19 protein-coding genes and 1 pseudogene are annotated in these 18,624 nt (G+C 60.1%); 6 read left to right on the top strand and 14 right to left on the bottom strand.

The annotated features are described in order from the left end of the window. Positions 1-31: 31 nt before the first annotated feature. Positions 32-421 carry a transposase gene (locus RTCK_RS08660; protein ID WP_211181445.1) on the bottom strand — a complete coding sequence of 130 codons (390 nt, stop codon included), beginning with the start codon at positions 419-421 and terminating at the stop codon, positions 32-34. A 308-nt stretch (positions 422-729) separates the two neighbouring features. Here RTCK_RS08660 and RTCK_RS08665 point away from each other — a divergent pair, with 308 nt between their 5' ends. Then, on the top strand, positions 730-1,068 hold the full coding sequence (locus RTCK_RS08665; protein ID WP_142592661.1) for a winged helix-turn-helix transcriptional regulator: 339 nt from the start codon (positions 730-732) through the stop codon (positions 1,066-1,068). A 96-nt stretch (positions 1,069-1,164) separates the two neighbouring features. On the opposite strand, the gene RTCK_RS08670 is transcribed toward RTCK_RS08665, so the two are convergent. After that, positions 1,165-1,596: an Lrp/AsnC family transcriptional regulator gene (locus RTCK_RS08670; RefSeq protein ID WP_142592511.1), complete on the bottom strand. Its 432-nt coding sequence runs from the start codon at positions 1,594-1,596 to the stop codon at positions 1,165-1,167. Positions 1,597-1,706: 110 nt separating this feature from the next. On the opposite strand from RTCK_RS08670, the gene RTCK_RS08675 reads away from it, so the two are divergent. Beyond that, positions 1,707-2,315 (top strand): cysteine hydrolase family protein, encoded by a 609-nt coding sequence (locus RTCK_RS08675; RefSeq protein ID WP_142592512.1) that lies wholly within the window; start codon positions 1,707-1,709, stop codon positions 2,313-2,315. 324 nt (positions 2,316-2,639) lie between these two features. On the opposite strand, the gene RTCK_RS08680 is transcribed toward RTCK_RS08675, so the two are convergent. Then, complete coding sequence (locus tag RTCK_RS08680; RefSeq protein WP_142592513.1) at positions 2,640-3,413, bottom strand: SDR family oxidoreductase; 774 nt, start codon at positions 3,411-3,413, stop codon at positions 2,640-2,642. Between the two features lie 88 nt (positions 3,414-3,501). Here RTCK_RS08680 and RTCK_RS08685 point away from each other — a divergent pair, with 88 nt between their 5' ends. Together RTCK_RS08685 and RTCK_RS20825 are read left to right on the top strand one after the other, a co-directional pair. Continuing rightward, on the top strand, positions 3,502-4,119 hold the full coding sequence (locus tag RTCK_RS08685) for a TetR/AcrR family transcriptional regulator (RefSeq protein WP_142592514.1): 618 nt from the start codon (positions 3,502-3,504) through the stop codon (positions 4,117-4,119). Positions 4,120-4,218: 99 nt separating this feature from the next. Then, positions 4,219-5,844 carry an ISL3-like element ISRsp8 family transposase gene (locus RTCK_RS20825; protein ID WP_235988650.1) on the top strand — a complete coding sequence of 542 codons (1,626 nt, stop codon included), beginning with the start codon at positions 4,219-4,221 and terminating at the stop codon, positions 5,842-5,844. A gap of 20 nt (positions 5,845-5,864) precedes the next feature. Here RTCK_RS20825 and RTCK_RS21185 read toward each other — a convergent pair. From RTCK_RS21185 to trbB, 11 genes and pseudogenes are all read right to left on the bottom strand, one after another. Continuing rightward, a pseudogene (locus tag RTCK_RS21185) lies at positions 5,865-6,479 on the bottom strand (autoinducer binding domain-containing protein); the annotation flags it as partial. 113 nt (positions 6,480-6,592) lie between these two features. Then, a complete protein-coding gene (trbI, locus tag RTCK_RS08695; protein ID WP_142592516.1) occupies positions 6,593-7,888 on the bottom strand; it encodes an IncP-type conjugal transfer protein TrbI in 1,296 nt (431 codons plus the stop codon). A gap of 12 nt (positions 7,889-7,900) precedes the next feature. Then, the gene (locus RTCK_RS08700; RefSeq protein WP_142592517.1) at positions 7,901-8,338 is read right to left on the bottom strand and encodes a conjugal transfer protein TrbH; all 438 of its coding nucleotides are present in this window, start codon (positions 8,336-8,338) and stop codon (positions 7,901-7,903) included. 3 nt (positions 8,339-8,341) lie between these two features. Continuing rightward, positions 8,342-9,151, bottom strand: a complete 810-nt coding sequence (gene trbG, locus RTCK_RS08705; RefSeq protein ID WP_142592518.1) for a P-type conjugative transfer protein TrbG — start codon at positions 9,149-9,151, stop codon at positions 8,342-8,344. Between the two features lie 12 nt (positions 9,152-9,163). Continuing rightward, positions 9,164-9,832 (bottom strand): conjugal transfer protein TrbF, encoded by a 669-nt coding sequence (gene trbF / locus RTCK_RS08710; RefSeq protein WP_142592519.1) that lies wholly within the window; start codon positions 9,830-9,832, stop codon positions 9,164-9,166. A 19-nt stretch (positions 9,833-9,851) separates the two neighbouring features. Beyond that, positions 9,852-11,033 carry a P-type conjugative transfer protein TrbL gene (gene trbL, locus RTCK_RS08715; protein ID WP_142592520.1) on the bottom strand — a complete coding sequence of 394 codons (1,182 nt, stop codon included), beginning with the start codon at positions 11,031-11,033 and terminating at the stop codon, positions 9,852-9,854. A gap of 4 nt (positions 11,034-11,037) precedes the next feature. Next, positions 11,038-11,802: a P-type conjugative transfer protein TrbJ gene (trbJ, locus tag RTCK_RS08720; RefSeq protein ID WP_142592521.1), complete on the bottom strand. Its 765-nt coding sequence runs from the start codon at positions 11,800-11,802 to the stop codon at positions 11,038-11,040. Next, positions 11,702-14,272: a conjugal transfer protein TrbE gene (locus tag RTCK_RS08725; protein WP_142592522.1), complete on the bottom strand. Its 2,571-nt coding sequence runs from the start codon at positions 14,270-14,272 to the stop codon at positions 11,702-11,704. The genes trbJ and RTCK_RS08725 overlap by 101 nt, the downstream gene beginning before the upstream one ends. 9 nt (positions 14,273-14,281) lie before the next feature. Then, on the bottom strand, positions 14,282-14,569 hold the full coding sequence (locus RTCK_RS08730) for a conjugal transfer protein TrbD (RefSeq protein ID WP_142523412.1): 288 nt from the start codon (positions 14,567-14,569) through the stop codon (positions 14,282-14,284). A 4-nt stretch (positions 14,570-14,573) separates the two neighbouring features. Beyond that, a complete protein-coding gene (locus RTCK_RS08735; protein ID WP_142523385.1) occupies positions 14,574-14,957 on the bottom strand; it encodes a TrbC/VirB2 family protein in 384 nt (127 codons plus the stop codon). Next, positions 14,947-16,002, bottom strand: coding sequence for a P-type conjugative transfer ATPase TrbB (gene trbB, locus RTCK_RS08740; RefSeq protein ID WP_408004518.1), 1,056 nt, complete (start codon positions 16,000-16,002; stop codon positions 14,947-14,949). The genes RTCK_RS08735 and trbB overlap by 11 nt, the downstream gene beginning before the upstream one ends. A gap of 373 nt (positions 16,003-16,375) precedes the next feature. Between trbB and repA the strand changes: the two genes are divergently transcribed. Continuing rightward, the gene (gene repA / locus RTCK_RS08745; RefSeq protein WP_142523033.1) at positions 16,376-17,599 is read left to right on the top strand and encodes a plasmid partitioning protein RepA; all 1,224 of its coding nucleotides are present in this window, start codon (positions 16,376-16,378) and stop codon (positions 17,597-17,599) included. Beyond that, positions 17,596-18,618 (top strand): plasmid partitioning protein RepB, encoded by a 1,023-nt coding sequence (repB, locus tag RTCK_RS08750; protein ID WP_142592524.1) that lies wholly within the window; start codon positions 17,596-17,598, stop codon positions 18,616-18,618. Before repA ends, repB begins: the two co-directional genes overlap by 4 nt. Positions 18,619-18,624: the final 6 nt, after the last annotated feature.

The raw sequence follows: 18,624 nt of genomic DNA on the forward strand, positions 1-18,624 counted from the left end.
CGGGAGACGCCCAGCGTGTCGGCGACGGTCTTCATCGGGAACCGTCCTTCGGCAACAAGATCGGCCGCGATATCCCATGTTTGGAGCCGGCTTTGGACAGTGCTTCGCGGAGGATTTCGACCTCCATCGTCTTGCGGCCGAGCATGCGCTCCAGCTCGCGAACGCGATCCTCCAGCTTCTTCACTTCCGAATTGCCGACGACCGGCTCGTCAGAACCCACGGCTGCAGCACCCCCCTCGCTGAAGAGCCTGCGCCACCGGTAAAGCAGATTAGGCGGAAGGCCATGGCGGCGAGCGGTAGACGATACCGTCTCGCCTGGTTCGAAACTCTGCTCAATGATTGTCAGCTTCTGCTCGGTTGTCCACCGCCTGCGGCGGACATCACCCGTCAGCAATTCAATATGTCGGTACTCGTTAGACATAAGCCTATACCCAAGTCTGTGCTTGAGCCTTTCTGCTTATGCCGACTGTCCGGTCGAAACGGGGGGCAGTTCACGTCCGGTTAAGCGCAGCTATATGAGTGGCTGTCCTCACACCAAGAGCAGCAAGTTGCTCGCGCAGATTCCGTTTGTGGTCGATGACATGATGAGTCGGAGAGGGTTAGGCCTCGGCGGTAGGTGATGGCATTAATTTGATTATCTCCATGTGGCTATTGCGGAGATAGCTACAGCCGCCTACTTCCGGGATACGGTTAAAATGCGTAGTCGCTTCCCTAAGGGGTATTTTGATGATGAAAAGGAAGCGGTATTCGAATGTGCTCGGATGCTCGGTAGAGGTGACCTTGGACCTTTTGAGTGGCCGTTGGAAAGGAGCGACCCTTTACCATCTGCTCGACGCCGGTTGTCTCCGCTTCAACGAGATACACCGTCGTCTGCCAGGCGTAACGCCAAGACTTCTTACAAAGCAGCTTCGTGAACTGGAGGAATCTGGTTTGGTCGAACGAACAGTCTACGCAGAGATGCCGCCTCGCGTCGAATACCGCGCAACCGAGGAAGGGAAGAGCCTACAGCCAGTGCTGGACATGCTTGCGAAGTGGGGTGATGCCCGTTTGGCGCGTCAGCATTCCTGACCATCATTTGCAGATCAGCAGCATCTCCAACTGGCTCCTTTTGGCGCCATCCGCACGTCTGGGAGTGGCGTTTTGCCTGGCTTGCGGCAGCCATACCTAGATTCGCGACCACTCCGTTGCGAGGACTATATGGGTTGTTGCAGTGGCCACCCCTTGCACGGACGCCACGACATCTCTGATGCGGCTGAGCGCTGCGTTTGATTCGCAGGAGACGTTCACCATCAGGTCGATTGATCCAGCAAGGGAATAGCAAGCAACAACCTCGGGTAAGGCAGTGAGGGTGGGTACGATCTGTTTGCAGCGGTATCCAGGTTGAAAGACGACTGCGATGATGGCGCGTACGGCGGGATCCCCTTTGGACGCGAGATCGACCGTATACCCCTTGATGATGCCGTCCCGCTCGAGGCGACGCATTCGTTCCTGAGTCGCGCTGCGTGATAAGCCCACTTTACGTGCAAGACCAACCAAGCTCTCGCGAGCGTTCCTGCGTAAGGCGGCGATCAGGATTCCGTCTTTCTCATCCAGCATTAGGACCACCCTGTCCCTTTCTACCGGTCATATAGTCTGTCTGACCGACCTCTTGTCTAGTGAAACCGGCATTTCTTCGAGCGCACAATGTGGCGAAAGGAGACCCTAGTATGGACCTCGCGAACTCAGTTCTTCTCCCAGTAGATATGCAGCAGGCGTTTGACCTGCCCTCATGGCCCCGACGGTGGAACGACGCCGTCGACAGCAACGGACTGGCACTGCTCGAAGCATGGCGGGCGTGCGCTTTGCCAATCATCCACGTCAGGCATGATTCTATCACCCCGGGATCAACCTTAGCACCGGGAGAACCCGGCAACGCCTTTCGGCCGGGATTTGGTCCCCGAGGTCACGAAGAAGTAGTCTCTAAGAGCGTGAATTCGGCATTCATCGGAACAGATCTCGATCTGCGCCTAAGACGTCTCGGCATCAGGACGGTGGTGGTGTTCGGTATCACCACTGACATGTGCGTCTCGACCACCGTGCGAACCGGCGCCAATTTCGGCTACAATATCGTCTTGGTGGAGGATGCCTGTGATTGCTTCGACCTGCCCGACCGATTGCAGGGAACGATACCCGCCAGAGATAGCCACCTGGTCCACGTGGCAAGCTTAAGTTTCGAGTTTGCCCACGTCACGACTACGCAGATGCTGATAGCCCAGCTCGCTTTATCGGGCCGTAACGGGGGTGTCTTGGAGCACCAACAGAGCGCAGCCAGATGAATAATCGTCAATGCCCGCATGATCCTCTAGCGGGACCGCTCAATGGCCTAAGCCGGGCGTCTCCGCTCTTGAAAGGATCTGAAACCAAGCGCACGTCTTGGCGGCACGTCTCGGCAAGCGCGATTCGGCGCTAGGGGATGAGAACAGGCAGCGTCCAGCCTGGGAAATGCGCCTAGCCGAGTCGGTGAAGACAGAATCGCGCTCCGGGAGCGAGATCCTTTCTGGTGGATTGACGTGGAACCAGACCTCAACCGGCTCCTCGTCAACGATTCATCCTCTGCCACTGTTTGACTGGCAGCAAACATAGCAAAGTGCCGGGATCAATCAAATCCGGGCACCACCTGTCGCATCAATCTTCTGGCCCGTCGTCCAACGCGCATCGTTCGATGCGAGGAATGCGATGACGTCGGCGACGTCTTCCGCCTTTCCGACACGGGAGAAGACCGAGAGGGCTTCGGCACCCGCGCGCGCATCCGGTGATGCCAGCCACTCAGCATTCATGTCCGTCTCCGTCACACCTGGCAGCACGGCGTTGACCGTAATCCCGCGAGCAGCATATTCAGGTGCCAACGCCAGTGTCAACGTCTCCAGCGCCCCCTTGGAAGCCGCATAGGCGGGATGGGTCGGCGCGGCGATGCGCGTAAACCCGGTGGACACATTGATGATGCGGCCGTTGTCTCGAATGTGATCGGCCAGTGCCTGGATCAGGAAGAAGGGCGCCTTGTAGTTGATCGTCATCACTTCGTCGAAAGCAGCTTCGCTCGTCTGCTTCAACGGCAGTGCGGGCGCGATGCCGGCATTGTTCACCAGTATATCGAGAGCGGAAGAGCCCGTCTCGGTACGCGCGGCTTCGCTGAACTGCGCACAGAGGCTGTCGGCGGCGTCCTTGCCCTGTCTCAGATCAGCCCTCACACCGACGGCCTTGACGCCAAGTGCCTCGATGTCACGTATGGTGGTATTCGCCGCATCGGCATTCGCGGTGTAGTGCACACCAATCAGTGCCGCGCCTTCCTTCGCGAACGCAAGAGCAACGGCGCGGCCGATGCCGCGCGAACTTCCTGTGATGAGGGCTATCTTGTTTGCTAGTCTTTGGGACATGGATCACTCCGTTGCTAAATTAAATAGTGATCTCTATAATAAGAAATGAGATCTGCCTGTCAACGATTTAATAGGGGTCACTATTTTAATGACGAATCCAACCCGCAAACGAGGCAGACCGCGCCTGCTCGATCGGGACGTGGGGCTCGATATCGCGGCACGGCTTTTCTGGGAACGCGGCTACGAAGGAACCTCGACCGCCGACCTCACGAAGGCCATGGGTATCAAACCGCCGACTCTCTATTCGATGTTCGGCTCTAAGGAGGAACTATACCGTCAGGCCCTCGACTTCAGCATTGCCCGTGAAAACAGCCGCCGATCGGAAATCTTGGCATCCCCTCTTCCCGCTTACGAGGCCCTAAGCCTCTACCTCTACGATATCGCCGATGGCGACACCCAGCCGGATATGCCGCGAGGTTGCATCGTCTCGACGGCCGTCCTCCAGCATGCAGAAGAACATGCATCCGTCGCGCGGATGACGGCGTGCCTGCGCGAGGCGTCGATGCAGACCCTTAAAGCCCGCTTCGATCGGGCCGTCGAGGAAGGCGAATTGCCTGTTCAGACCGACACCGATACGCTCGCACGCTTCTATGGTGCGATTATTCAGGGCATGTCAGCCCAAGCCTGCGATGGCGCCTGCAATGCGCGGCTGAAACGGCTGGTCGATCTCGCACTCACGGCCTGGCCTGGGAAGCGCAGCACCTAAAAGCGAGTTGAGCCAAAGATGTCGCTTTGCACTTAACCCGGTTCTTCCTCACTTTGTGTGGTTCATTCGCCGTTAGCGAGGTTTTGGCTATGGGCGGGCATGCGAACGAAATCGAAATGGTCGCCCGGTCCAGGGGTCAAAGTACTGGGTGTCGCGCTCACCGTTGATCACGGTTGGGTTGTTTCCGCAGCTGGATCCAAGATCGGAGTATGCCCCGATTGTGGATGTCGAAGCCGAAGTCGGCATGGCTGGTCCTGCCGCAGCCTCCAGGATCTGCCAGTCCAGGGCAAGCCCGTGACAGTGAAGCTCCTGCTGAGCCGCTGGCGATGTGCACATGGGGAATGCGCACGACGAACGTTCACCGACCGTCTTCCGATGGTAGCTGATCCATACGCGCGTCGGACAAGAAGGGTCGGAGAGATTGTTGGCTTGCTCGGCCATAGCACTGGCGGCCGTCCTGGCGAGCGGTTGATGCAACGGCTCGGCATACCGGTCAGCGACGACACTATCCTGCGGCAACTGAAACGGGATGCTGCAGTTGCCCAACGCAATTCCAAGATACGGGTGGTCGGTATCGATGATTGGAGTTGGCGGCGCGCGACGAGCTATGGGACCATCATGGTCGACCTCGAGCGCCGCTCGGTTATTGACATACTGGATGACCGTAGCGTCGAGAATGCGGCCAAGTGGCTTCGGAGTCATCCTTCCATCGAGATTGTCAGCCGCGACCGCTGCGGCCTGTATGCGCAGGCCACCCGTGAAGGCGCACCGCAGGCCCGGCAGGTCGCCGATCGGTTTCATCTGGTCCAGAACCTTCGTTCGGCCATCGAAGAACAGATGAGCCTTTCCGGGCGTGCCACCGGCAGGGCCATTCTTTCGGAGGACGCAATTGTTGACGCTGCGACACATCGCCGGCGCGCCCGTCTTGCGCATAGGCAATCTCGCCAGGAGATATTCGACATGCTCCATGCCTTGCGCCAGCAAGGGCTGTCCTACAGCGAGATCGCCAGACGGACCGGCTATGAGCGTCGCAGCATAACGAAGTGGCTCAAGTTCGAGGCTCCACAAGACAGGCGACGAGCAGCACTGAACCCCACATCACCATGGTATTTCGAAGCCTTCCTTGCGCAATGCTGGAAGGATGGGAACCGGCGCGGACGGCATCTGTTTCACGACGTCAAGCAGCGCGGCTACACCGGCAGCTTCGCCAATCTGGAGCGGTTGCTCGGAGCTTGGCGGCGGGCCGAAAGGGGACAGGCCGATGATGTACCGCCCGCCGCGTTGAAGTCGGAACCGGTTCGAGATCCCGAAACCGGTCATGCAATCTCTCCGGTGGTTGCCGCGGCGCTATGTATCAAGCCGCGAGGCCTGCTGACGGACCGGCAGGCAAGGAAGGTCGACGCCCTGAAGCAGGGATCTGAGGCGTTTGTCCAGATGCGACGCCTGGCGATGCGCTTCAACGGCATCCTTCGCGGCAAGAGATCGCCACCACTGGATGCATGGATCGACGATGCGATCGACTCCGAGCTCATCCCTATCATGCGGTTCGCTCGCGTCCTTCGCAGGGACATCGATGCCGTCAACAACGCCATCGAGCTGCCCTGGAGCAACGGGCAGGCCGAAGGCCAGATCAACCGCCTCAAGACCCTCAAGCGAGCAATGTACGGTCGGGCAGGCCCTGAATTGCTGAAGGCACGAATGCTGCCGCGGCTCCACACAAAGTGAGGAAGAACCAGATAATGCTGAACGGTACGCGGCCTGATATTGCTCAGCTCCGCTATCTCGTGCCCCACCTTGCCCTTGCTCACCCACGTCAAGCACAGGAGCTCACGCGGTGATAGGGCAGGTGCAGAATGCCGCCCAGCCTCGAACTTGAGGCCCTGAAGACGATAGTGGATAGCCAGCGCCGCTTGCTCGGCTTTGCGAGGCTGGATTGGCTCCAAACGGCCGGCGTCGGTATTGCGCGAGGAGAAGGTAAGCATGATCCGGCTGCCGAAGCTCCCCTCCACCGGGATCGTCAGCCCTGACCGAATGCCGTGTCTGGCGACCTCCTCCCAGAAGTCCCGTCCGCTCGAGCCCCGCGGCCTTCCCCAGGTCTCGCAAGACCAGCGGAAGGGTTCCATGCGGCGTCTGGCCTCGCTGATCACCGGATCCACGCGCTGATACAACTTCGTCAGATAGACCTTCTGCCATTCCGCCGGATAATTGCTCATCGTTCGCAGGCGCGAGCCTTCGACATTGATGTAGGCGAACCAGGAGAAGCCGGATCCGAGTGCGAAGTTCCTGAGTACCTGCTTGATCATCCGCTCGTCGCTGGCCAGATCTATCATGTCGATCAACTGGCAGAGATCTCCCATCATCTCCCATTCTCCCCCTGAAGCACGTGATGTTTCGTCGGAAGAGTTGGCACATGACTGGTGGACGCGACAGCTGCATTTTTGCGGTTTCGCGCTCGCATCAGGAGCGGCACGTCTCACCGTCCGCCATATGCGCCAGGAAGAACAACGTCCTGATCGACCAGAACATTGAATTGATAGCCCGGCCTGATGCGCAGGGTTGGCTGCCTGTTCAGGTTCCTGGAGATGGACTGTTCCGCCAGTCGGCCAAAGCTCTCAGCGAAATTCCGTCTCGCCGCGTCGGATGCCGTCTCCCGCATAGCAAGCGCCGGGCCCTGTGGCATCGACATATCGATGCCACTGCCGATCAGTGCGATCAATGCGGCTGTTCCGAAGGTTTGCAACAGATGGCGATCGGTCTTGTCGGAAAACCCTCCATAGCCCTCCTGATCGGCCCCAGCCATGCCGGCGATCTGCAGGCTTGCCCCGTTCGGGAAGATAAGGTCTGTCCAGACCACCAGCACCCGCTCCTGTCCGAAGGACAGCTTGGAATCATACCGACCGAAGAGCTTCGCGCCTTGCGGGATCAGGAGATGCAGGCCGGTGGCGCTGTCATAGACGTTCCGGCTGACCTGGGCGATGATGCGTCCCGGAAGGTCCGAATTCACGCCGGTGATGAGAGTGGCAGGAATGACCGATCCCCGCTTCAGCTCATAGGGCGAGACGGGCGGCTTGACCCGGTTTGCAAGATAGCCCGCCTCCCTGATCTCTTCATTGAAGAACAGCTCCTTTGAGGCCTGCCCATTTTCGTCGAGCTTCGCTGCAAGGATCCTGGAGCCTGTTCCGGCCGCGGAGTGGTCGAACAAGCCAGGATCTGGCACTCCATCCCGCGCGGAATCTGCGCTCGTCGCAGTGCTTTGAAGGTTGGAGACATCGACTGTCAGCGGTGAATCAAGCGCCGTTGCCCGGGCCTGGAGGCGAGCAAGCCGCTGACGCTGAACCTCACGAAGATATTGCTCGTCCTCGTCTCGCTTCAGTCTGGCTCGCCACTCGTCTTCAGGCTCTAGGTCCCGCCAGCCTTGCCCGTGGTCGGGTTCTGTGCCTTCAGTCCGCCTCTCCTTCACCCGCTCTTGCTCAGGCAGAGGGACCGGCGCCGGCTGTAATTTCTGGTGCTCGACCGGTTCTTCAATGATCCCGTCCGACACACCGTGCTTGAGCTGGTCACGGAAACTGGTGGCGGGCCTGCCGGAGGGAAGGTCCACCTCGTCACTGCGGCTGAAGGGAAGGCCCCGCCATGACAGGCCGATCACGACGATCGCGCCAAACAGAATGACGAGGACAATGACGACGACGATCGGAAGGCGATTGAGCCGAGGCATGGCTTTCGGATCAGCTGGCAGAAGGGAGCCTCCAGGCTGCAGCGAATGAACCACAGGTCTTTCTCCTCAATTGATCAGCAGGACCGAGAGCGGGCTTGCCGGTGCCGCAGCTGCTGCCGTGCGCGTATAGGCGCGGGCGAGGACCATGGATGATGTCGAAAGGCGCACCAGCACCTGACCGTCGATCTCACCGATCGAATAGGTGAGCCTTCTCGGCGTCAAAGATCCGCCCGATGTCTTTTCTGTAACGAGCACAAAACCGCGTTGCCTCAACGCCTCCTCAAGCGCGACGGAGAATGATGAACCGTCGGGTTCCATTTCTATGGCCGTGGCGCTGGCAGGTCCAAGCTGGTCGGCAAGACCGCCTGCTAGGTCGGCGGCGATCATCCCTGCGGCGGCGTCTGTCAACGATATCTGTGAACTGCCGGCACTTGGGCCGTCACCTGCACTCTGGCAGCTGGAAAGAACCGCCAGGGCAAGAACAAGAATGAGAGGCTTGAACATGATTCAGCCCTTTCGCTCGATGATGACTTTCTTCCGGTGCCAACCGCTGCCGGACAGCAGGATGGCCCTGTCGATCGCATAGTCGGCGATCATCATGTCCCCGTTCATCCGATAGTTGACGATGCGGTTTTCTCCGCCGGAAATCACGAACAGTACCGGCGCGTCCTGACTGGAGATCGACTGTGGAAACTGGATGAAGGTCTGCACACCGTCGGAATAGACCCGCGTCGGTTTCCACGGTGCTCTCCCCCGAAGCGAATAGGAGAAGTTGGGCCGACCGGCCGCTGTGCGGGCATGGCCCCCAGCCTGCAGCCGCGCGCTGATGTTGCTGATCCGGGCCGAGATATCTGACGGGTAATCAAATCCGATGCGAGCCATATACTGGCTTGCATGAGACTTGAGCTGGATGTGATAGGTGCGACGAGACGTGGTCACCACCATCGAGGTCGCCAGCGAGGGCTCGGCCGGCTTGACGATCAGATGGACCGCTTGGCGGGCGGTGGCGCCGGATGTCGCAGCTTCCACCTTCCAGCGGACGCTGTCGCCGACCAGAACGTCGCGGACCTCTTCCCCCGGCTCCAGCTCAATATCACAGACCTGAAGGGGCGCACAGACGACGGACGGCTGCGTTGCTCCGAACAGGAACACCACCTTGCCGTCCGGTCCCGTCGTCATCACGCCCGGCTTGGTTCGCCACTGGCCGGATAGTGCAGTCCCCTTTAGCTCATTGGCCGTCATGTCCTGTGCGTTTGCACCGATTGCAAGCGCAAGGACAATCATGCAAGCGCCTGCCGTCATTCCCGTTCTGCCCATCTGATGGCCTCCCTATAGCTGTGCCGTCCAGTCGAAATCTCGAACGTAAAGTCCGATCGGATTGAGCCGGATCGTCGCCTCGTCTTGCGGTGTGGTCAGAGCCACCGTCGCGATCGCCCGAAACCTGCGGGTCCCGATCTGCTTGCCCTTGCGGTCGCGTTCGTACTCGGTCCAGTCGATCTGGTAGGTCTGCTTCGACAGCGAGACGATATTGCTGACTTCAATAGCAACCGTTGCGATCCTGGCTTTTTCGAATGGGGAATCGCCGCGAAACCAGGCGTTGATCTTCTCCGTCGAAGGATCGGCGGCACGAAGAAACGCATAGGTCCTGTCAATGTGCTGCTTCTGTACCACCGCGTCGGGGGTGACCGAACGGAAGCTGGTGATGAAGCTTCCTAGCGTGGCGCGCACGACCCGCTCGTCGGCATAATCGATCTGCTCGGGATAGCCGGCGGCGACGGCAGTCCCAAGCTTGTCGACCTCGACGATATAGGGCACCAGCTTGACCTGCAGGCTAAGATAGAGCGCAAAGCCAAAGCCGATGACTGCCATGGCGAGGGAGAGAATGCCGACGATCTGCCAGGCTGCAGCCGCTCTCACATAAGATCCATAGCGTTCGGTCCATTCCTGGCGCGCGGCAAGATAAGGGTTTTCAGGGGCACGTTCGTGGCCATGGCTCAATCACCTTTGCGCCTGTTGTTCACTCTTTGCGTTCGGGGAGGGATGGTCGGCGATCATGGTTGCCGCGGGCTTCGTCAAGCTTGGCATTGGCCAGCCCTAGAATTGATCCCGCATAGGCACCCGGCGACCCGATTGCCTTATCCTTTGCGGAACTGCCGGCGGCCCTGCCTACCGAAGCCAATCCGGCGCCGATGCCTCGCAAAGCCGCACCTGGAAGGCTCGACCCAGCCGCGGTTGCAGACCGGCCTGCCGCAAGGCCGATGCCTGCCCCACCTGCGGCAAGGAAGCCTGCACCTGTGGCGAAGGACGCTGCCTGGCCACCGTGCCGGATAGTCTCCATGCCGTTGGTCACCGAGGCTCCCTGGACGACACCCTGGAGGATGCTCGGCACGTAGACGGAAATCAGGAAAACCACGACGGCAATGCCGGCAATGGCCAGGGCAGTCTGGAATTCGTCGCCGACCTGTGGCTCATCGGCCAGACCGATGAGCACTTCCGACCCGATGCGGGAGATCATGACCAGAGCCATGAGCTTCATGCCGACCGAGAAGGCATAGACCAGGTAGCGGACTGCGAAATCCTTGGTATAGGACGATCCACCAAGGCCGAGCATGATCATTCCCGCCAGCAGGCCGAGATACATCTCGACCATGACCGAGACGAAGATTGCCGCCACGAGCGAAAAGGAGACGACCACGATTACCATGGCGAAGGCAGCCGAGATCGCTAGCGCATTGTCCTCGAACAGACCGAACTCGATCTTCTCGGACATTTTGGTCGCAACGCTGAGGCCGGCATTGAAGACGTCTGCCGGTGAGGCGGCACCGCCACCAGCACCAATCTGAAAGAGGCTATCGACGATCGCCTTGGCGAATTCGGGTCCTTGCGAAAGGACGAAGGCAAAGAAGCCGACGAACATGACACGCCGCACAAGTTCAGCAAACCAGCCGTCAAGGGTTGCCGCCTGAAGAGCGAGCCATACCGCAGCGATCCCGATCTCGATGGTCGCAAGAATCCAGAACAGCGACTTGGCTGCCTCCATGACCGCGGCTTCCCAACCTTTGGCGGAGGCCGCAAGCTGGTTTTGAAGCGATGTCAGGACGGAGCCGTCCTGGGCCCAGCTGGATCGTGCAGCCAAAGCAACCGAGATGAAGACGGAGATAGCGAGTAGACGGCCAAGAAATCGTTGACTGAGGAACATGGCTTCACCATTCCACTGCCATCTTCTGGCCGCCCGACGTTGGGTAGTTTCGGGACGTGGCAAAGAACCTCTCCCGCCGCGCCTGAGCCAGATCCTTCTCGGTCTGCTCGCTCTGAAGCCAGGTTCCCATCATCGTCATCTGCTGCGAGAAAAGGCCGCGGAGCTTCTGCATTTGCGCGACCTGCTGTGCCGCGATCTGGTGGCCGACTTGCAACGCCTTCATCTGGCCGTCAGCAGTTTCCGACATGGAGCGTAAGGACGAGAGTGTAGCCTCCTCGCTGTCAAACTGCCGGGACGTAAGTCCTGCGGCCTTCAGCGCCGCGGCAATGGTTTCGCGGTTCGTGTCTGACCAGAGTTGATAGGTCGAAGAGAAGCTCTCCTCGCCGGCACGGTCGGCCTTCAGCTTGGAATAGCTGGCAAAGCGCTGCTGCAGCACGTCATCGGCATTGCCGAGCGAGAAGGCGATGCTTTGCCCCTGCTGAACGATCCCGCGGAGATGATCGAGATCGCGCTCCACCTGTCCCCACATATGCCTGGGAAGGGTTGCAGTGTTCTGAAGCATGTTCTGGTAGATGTTGAGCTGCGTCTCGATCTGTTGCGCGAGCTGGCTGATCTGGGTGAGCTGGTGCTGGATCTGCTGACCGGACCTGCCGACGAGGGTGACGAGTTCACCATTGTTGAGCAGTTGCGTCCACTCCGTCGCCGCACCCGTCGCTGTGCCCGCCACCCCCGGTGCTGCCGGGGCGGTCAGGAAAGCGACTGCGGCCATTGCCGTCAGCAGCCTGCTTGAGGTTGAGCAGTGATACAGCATCATGAATTCCCCGCATATGAAGCCAGTGCACGGGCCAGTCCTGACCATGTTTGCAGTAGAGTGAGCGGATGCGCTTCAGGTTCTCCCGGTCCGACACGCCGACGAAGCTGAGGGCAACCGGGCCAAGCGCCAAGTCGAAGAGGCGTCGGCCTTCTGGCGTCGCGATATAATAGTCCCGCTTGGGGACAGCGCCTGAAACGATCTCGATCTGTCGCTCATTGAAGCCGATCCGTTCATAGAACTCACGCGTTCCAGGCTCGCGGGCAGCGCCGTTGGGGAGGCAGATCTTCGTTGGGCAAGATTCCTTCAGGACGTCGATAATCCCCGAGCGCTCGGCGTCGGAAATCGACTGGGTGGCCAGCAACACGGCACAGTTTGCCTTGCGTAGAACCTTGAGCCACTCCCGGATCTTGGTCCGGAACACCGGGTGAGCGAGCATCAACCAGGCCTCGTCGAGCACGATCAGGCTCGGCGAGCCGTCAAGACGCTTCTCGATCCGCCGGAAGAGATAGGTGAGGACCGGCACGACATTACGCTCGCCCATGTTCATGAGGTGGTCGAGCTCGAAGGTCTGGAAACTGCCAAGCCTCAGTCCATCCTCCTCTGCATCGAGGAGATGGCCCATGGGCCCGTCCACGGTATAGGGATGCAAAGCGTCCTTGATCGCACGCATCTGAACACCGCTCACGAAATCGGACAGTGACCGACCGGCCGCACTTGCCATGAGCGCTATCTGACGCGAAATTGCGTTGCGATGATCGGGCGTGACGGTAACGCCCTGCAGCGCGACCAGCATCTCGATCCATTCGGCCGCCCATGCCCGGTCAGCCTCGCCGTCGATATCCGATAGCGGGCAGAAAGCGAGTGCCGGGCGAGGCATTTCGCCCTCCCCCCCGATCTCGTAGTGATCTCCACCGACCGCAAGCGTCAGCGGCAGGAGCGATCCTCCCTTATCGAAGGCAAATATCTGTGCGCCCGGGTAACGTCGGAACTGTGCGGCGATGAGCGCAAGAAGCGTCGATTTTCCAGAGCCGGTTGGCCCGAACACCAGGCAGTGCCCGACGTCATCGACGTGAAGGTTCAGCCGGAATGGGGTCGAACCGCTGGCAACCTGCATCAGCGGCGGAGAGCCAGCCGGGTAGAAGGGGCATGGGGCGAAGCCGTTCCCCGACCAGACAGTGTTGAGGGGGATGAGATCGGCAAGATTGGCCGTGTGAATAAGTGGTTCGCGGACATTGCAGTACCAGTTGCCCGGCAAGCTGCCGAGATAGGCGTCCGTGGCGTTGAGGGTCTCGATTCTTGCCCCAAAGCCTTCGGCCTGGATCAGGCGGCGGATCGCTTCTGCCCGTTCCAGTAGTGCGTCGCGATCATCATCGAAAAGGATGATCACGGGTGTGTAGTATCCGTAGGCCACGAGCTGCGACGAAGCCTGCGCGATCGCGTCCTCAGTCTCGGCAACCATGGTCATCGCGTCCTGGTCGACGGAGCGGCTCTGCGTCTGGAACAACTGGTCGAAGAATGGCCGGACCTTCTGCTGCCATTTCTTGCGCGTCCGCTCCAGCCTTTGACGAGCCTCTTCTGCATCCAGAAAGATGAAGCGAGACGACCAGCGATAGCTAAAAGGCATCACGTCCAGACTGTTCAGGATTCCGGGCCAGCTCTCTGCCGGCAGTCCGTCGATGGCGACAACGCCGATGAAACGGTTTTCAACCCGTGGTGTCAGTCCATGCTCGAGTTCGGCCGTCACCAGCCAGTCAAGATACATGGGCGTGTCGGGAAGCCGTATAGGATGGTTCTCGCCGGAGATGCAGAAGCGTACGAACTGAAGCAGTTCGTCATAGCGAGCCACACGCTCCCCTCCCCTCTCGAATACTTCCCTGGTCTCCATACGCCGGATCGAAACGACGTTTGCCAAATACTGCTCGATCTCGCGAACAGCATTCTGGAAGACGAGCAGAACCGTGTCGGCATAGGTCTTCTTGCGGCTTCCTTCGTCGGAATAGACGTATTTGCGCAAAGCGGACTTCCTGGCTTCCGGCGGGCGAAAGGTCAGGATGAGTGCATGCCGGCTCTCGAAATGGTGCCGTTCGCGCGAAAAGAAGATGCGTCGCTCCTCGTCGATCGCTCGGGTTACCGGATCGGGAAAATGGCAGCTTTCAGTTGAGGGATAGTCGAGGGCGCGGATGCGCACGGCCTCGACCTGCAGCATCCAGCCGGTTCCGAGCCGCGACAGGATGGCGTTGATCTGGCGCGAGAGCTCGTTGCGCTCTGTCTCCGTGGCACTGTCGCAATCCGGACCGGCAAAATACCAGCCTGCCATCAGGCTCGCGTCCTTCAAGAGCAGCACGCCGTTGTCCACGAGACCTGCATAGGGAACCAGATCAGCGAAGGAGGGCCCCGTGTGGCGGAATGTCTTCAGAGTGACCATGCCAGACCCTCAATACCTGCGCCACGGTGTTGGGGTGGCCCTGTAATATGACCTGTAGGAAATGTGCCGGAGATAAACCTTGCGCATCAGAGGGTCGGACTTCGCCATCATGCGAAGAAACCCGACGATCAAAAGCCAGACGGCGATTCCGATCAGCGCCGAATAGATGGTTAGCACCACGAAGATCAGGATCGTCGCGACAAGACCCGTAAGGAGAACCAGCTCCCGATCAGCGCCGAGCAACAGGTTTGGGCGCGAAAGAGCCCGCTGGATCCGGTGGCGCTGCAGCCCCTGCATGACCTCAGCCACGAGCCCCCTCCCCTTCCCTCGCACGCCAGTCGGATGACGTCGTTGGGTCCACGGGCCCGATCGACGCTCCCGTCGCGCCGAAGAGGCCGACAATGCTCGTGGCTCCCAGAAGGATGCCGGCGACGAGGACGATATACATGAGCCGTCGCGCGAAATCGTTGAGCTCGCCGCCGAAGATCAGCATGCCGCCGGCAATCGCTACCGCCGCCAGCGCGATGGCGCCCGCAACTGGACCGGTGATGGATTCCTGGATCTGCTGCAGCGGTGCCTCCCATGGAAGGCCTCCGCCGGTGCTTGCAAGGGCTGGTCCGCAAAGGGCAAACGCAAGGGGGATTGCAAGCAGCGCACCTGCGAGGTTCGGCTTCCTACGCACCATCGCCGGCCTCCTGTGCCTGTCTGACCTGAAGGGGAAGGACGTCGTATTGTCCGTCGCGGTAGCGTTCCACCCGAAGGATGTCGCAGACCCTGCGCCCGTGGGCGCTCCGCTCGATGGAGATGATAAGATCAACTGCTTCCCCGATCACCTCGCGCATCGGCTGCTGGCTGACTTCCGAAGTCAATTGCTCGAGGCGGCGGAGCGTGGACATGGCCGTGTTCGCGTGAAGGGTGGCCAGGCCTCCGGGATGCCCCGTATTCCACGCCTTCAGCAGCGTCAGTGCTGCCCCGTCGCGGACTTCTCCAACGACAATCCTATCCGGCCGCAAGCGCATCGTGCTTTTCAGGAGCCGAGCCATGTCTACCCTGTCGCTGGTGTGGAGAATGAGCGTGTTGTCGGCCAGGCATTGCAGTTCTGCGGTATCTTCGAGGATCACGAGCCGATCCTGTGGCGCCGTCGCTGCAATCTCCGCGAGGACGGCATTGGCGAGCGTAGTTTTGCCGGATCCGGTCCCACCGGAGATGATGATGTTGAGCCTCGACGAAATCGCGCTGCGGATCGTGTCGGCCTGATGCTGTGCCATCGCACCTGAGCGCACATAGTCATCGAGCGGGATGACCTGCGAGGCGCGCCGGCGGATGGTGAAGGAGGGTTTGGTCACCACCGGTGGCAGCAGGCCCTCGAAGCGGTGGCCGCCGATTGGCAGCTCTCCGGAGATGATCGGCTGGTTGAGGTCGATCTGGGTCTTAAGCGCGTGGGCAACGGCCCCGATCACCAGTTCCGCAGCGGCCGTGGGCATCTCGCCGGCGAGCGCCATCCCCAGGCCCAACCTTTCGATGAAGAGCTTTCCGTCGGGATTGAGCATGATCTCCACCACGCATGGGTCCTCCAGCGCCGTGCAAAGTCGATCACCGAGTGCCTCTTGGAGCTTACGGATAAGCCGCGGGTGAGAGCGGGGTTGGGTCTCGGCCTCGGTCGTCCCTGCTCTGGATAGGTCGGTTGACCTCGGGAGGCCGCTTGCAGCTTCTGCCGGCTTTGCCTGGATTGGCCCTTCCCGATGGTTCATCAGCGATAGGATCTGCGTCATCAAGTTCCCCCGTCGTGCTCGGCAAAAAAACCATCACAAATAGGCCGGCAGGTGGAGCTGTATGATTCTGCAGGAAAGGCTTGGATGCCGCTGCAGGTGCCGAGGGACCTGCAGAACCTGAAGGATTCACCGGAGAACAATGAATGACCGGCTTTCCCGCGACATGTGTTAAGTCTCTGAAAGGGAAAGGATATCGCTGAGACCGCGGCGAGCGGGCTGAAGGCCGCTAATTCTTTGTTAACCCTAACCTTCTGGACCTCTTGGGAGAATCGTGTTCTACCTTTGGCGGGCAATAGCCGGTAAACCGGCGGAAAGCCGCCAAGAGGAAATGATGGCGATAGCGCACCGGTCAGAAACGATTGTCGGAACAAAGGAAGACGCCGGCGCAAAGATACTGCGCCATGCGGGCCTTTTGTCCGGCCAATTGCAGCAGCTTAGGACGCGCATGTATCCGCCGAAGTCGGAAAAGTCCCTGCGGCCTTTTCTGACGAGCGAAGTCTCCAAGCTCACCTCCATACCCGATTCGACGCTGAAGCTCATGTCGACGGAAGGCCGTGGGCCGGTCCCAAGTCGGCTTGAGAACAACCATCGGGTCTATACGCTTTCCCAGATAAACGAACTGCGTGAGCTATTTGCCGCGCAGAAGCCGGCAGAGGCCCTGCGGTTCCTGCCTCGCCGTCGCCACGGCGAACACCTCCAGGTGCTGGCGATTGCCAACTTCAAGGGTGGTAGCGCCAAGACGACGACATGCGTGCATCTCTGCCATTATCTAGCCCTGCATGGATACCGCGTCCTGGCTCTGGACCTTGACCCGCAGGCGTCGCTCTCGGCGTTGTTCGGTGCTCAGCCGGAGGTCGATGTCGGTTCAAACGAAACCATCTATGCCGCCCTTCGCTATGATGAGGCTGAACGCCGGCCGATCCGTGACATCATCCGCAAGACCTATTTCGATGGGATCGACCTGATTCCGGGCAATCTCGAAGTGATGGAATATGAACACGAGACCCCTCGCATCCTGGCAAGCAAGCAGGATGCGGGTGCAATCTTCTTCGAGCGGCTGAAGCTGGCACTCCAGGACGTCGAAAGCGATTATGACGTCGTTGTTCTCGACACGCCCCCGTCGCTCGGCTTCCTGACACTGAGCGCGATCTATGCTGCAACGAGCATGATCATCACGGTGCACCCGGCCATGCTGGACGTGGCATCGATGAGCCAGTTCCTCCTCATGATGGGTGACCTGATCAGCGTCCTGAACGAAACGGGAGCCCAGCTGGATCAGGACTTCATCCGGTATCTTGTGACGAGACATGATCCCAATGATGCGCCGCAGTCGCAGGTGGTGGCGATGCTGCGCCACCTCTTCGGGACGGACGTGCTTCTGCCGACGGCGATCGAAAGCACCGCCGTCGAGGCAGCGGGCCTTGCCAAGCGCTCGATCTACGAGCTCGAGATGGGGCAGATTGGCCGCGAAACACACAAACGCGCCCGCGAAGCCGTGGATGCTGTGAACGAGGCGATCATTCGCCTCATCAATGACAGTTGGGGGCGGACATGAGCAAGTCATCTCGCAAGTCGATTGTTGCAAGCTTCGGCCTCCTGTCCGCGGAAATTGAAAACAAACCGGAAGTCGAGGAACAGACCGTACGGTCGGGGCCATCCCCCGCCAACCGTGTCGGCGCCGGCGTGATCGGTGCGGCCCATCGGGCGATTGACGATATCAGGACGGAACGGGACCGCCTGAAGGCAATGATTGAGGCGGGTGCGGGCGCCGTTCGGGAGCTGGATCCGGCACTGATAGACCCCTCCCCTTTTCCCGACAGGCTGCCTGACGACGACACGACGAGCTTTGAGGAGTTCAAGCGCTCCATCGAGACCGACGGACAGAAGGTCCCGATTCAGGTGCGGCGTCACCCCTCCTCCGCCGATCGCTACCAGATCGTTTACGGGCATCGACGCTGGCTCGCTGCCCAGCAGTTGGGACGGCCGGTGCGCGCGCTGGAGGTGCAGATCTCCGATCTTGACCTCGTCCTTGCCCAAGGCATTGAGAATGCCGCCCGCCAGGACCTGACCTGGATCGAGCGAGCGCTGTTTGCATCAAGGATGGATGCCGCCGGTATCAAGCCACGAGACATCTACGCCGCACTTTCAATCGAAGACGCTGAGCTTGCGCGGATGAGGAGTGTCTACCGCGTCATTCCTGCGGATGTCATCGAGGCGGTTGGCCGGGCTCCAAAAATCGGACGACCGAGGTGGCTGGACCTTGCCAAGATCCTGGCAACCAATCCTGATCTTCTGGGACGGGTGCGGGAGATCCTGGCGGGCAATAGGAGCCCAGGGGAGACATCCGACCAGAGGTTTCAGAGGCTTCTCACCGCGATCAAGCCGGCAGGTGCAAGGAGCACGGACGCGGTTGTCATCTCTGACGGGCGGGGCACCCAGTTGGGTGCCTTGGAAAAGCGCCCGAAGGAGGTTCGCATTTCTGCGGCAGGAGCCCTGGGAATGGACTTTTTGAGATTTGTTGAAGCGGAGCTGCCGGCGCTTGCTGAACGCTTTGCTCAACAGCGTCAACAATAGGATTCC

The organism is Pseudorhizobium endolithicum (assembly GCF_902153245.2).
Classification (GTDB): domain Bacteria; phylum Pseudomonadota; class Alphaproteobacteria; order Rhizobiales; family Rhizobiaceae; genus Neorhizobium; species Neorhizobium endolithicum.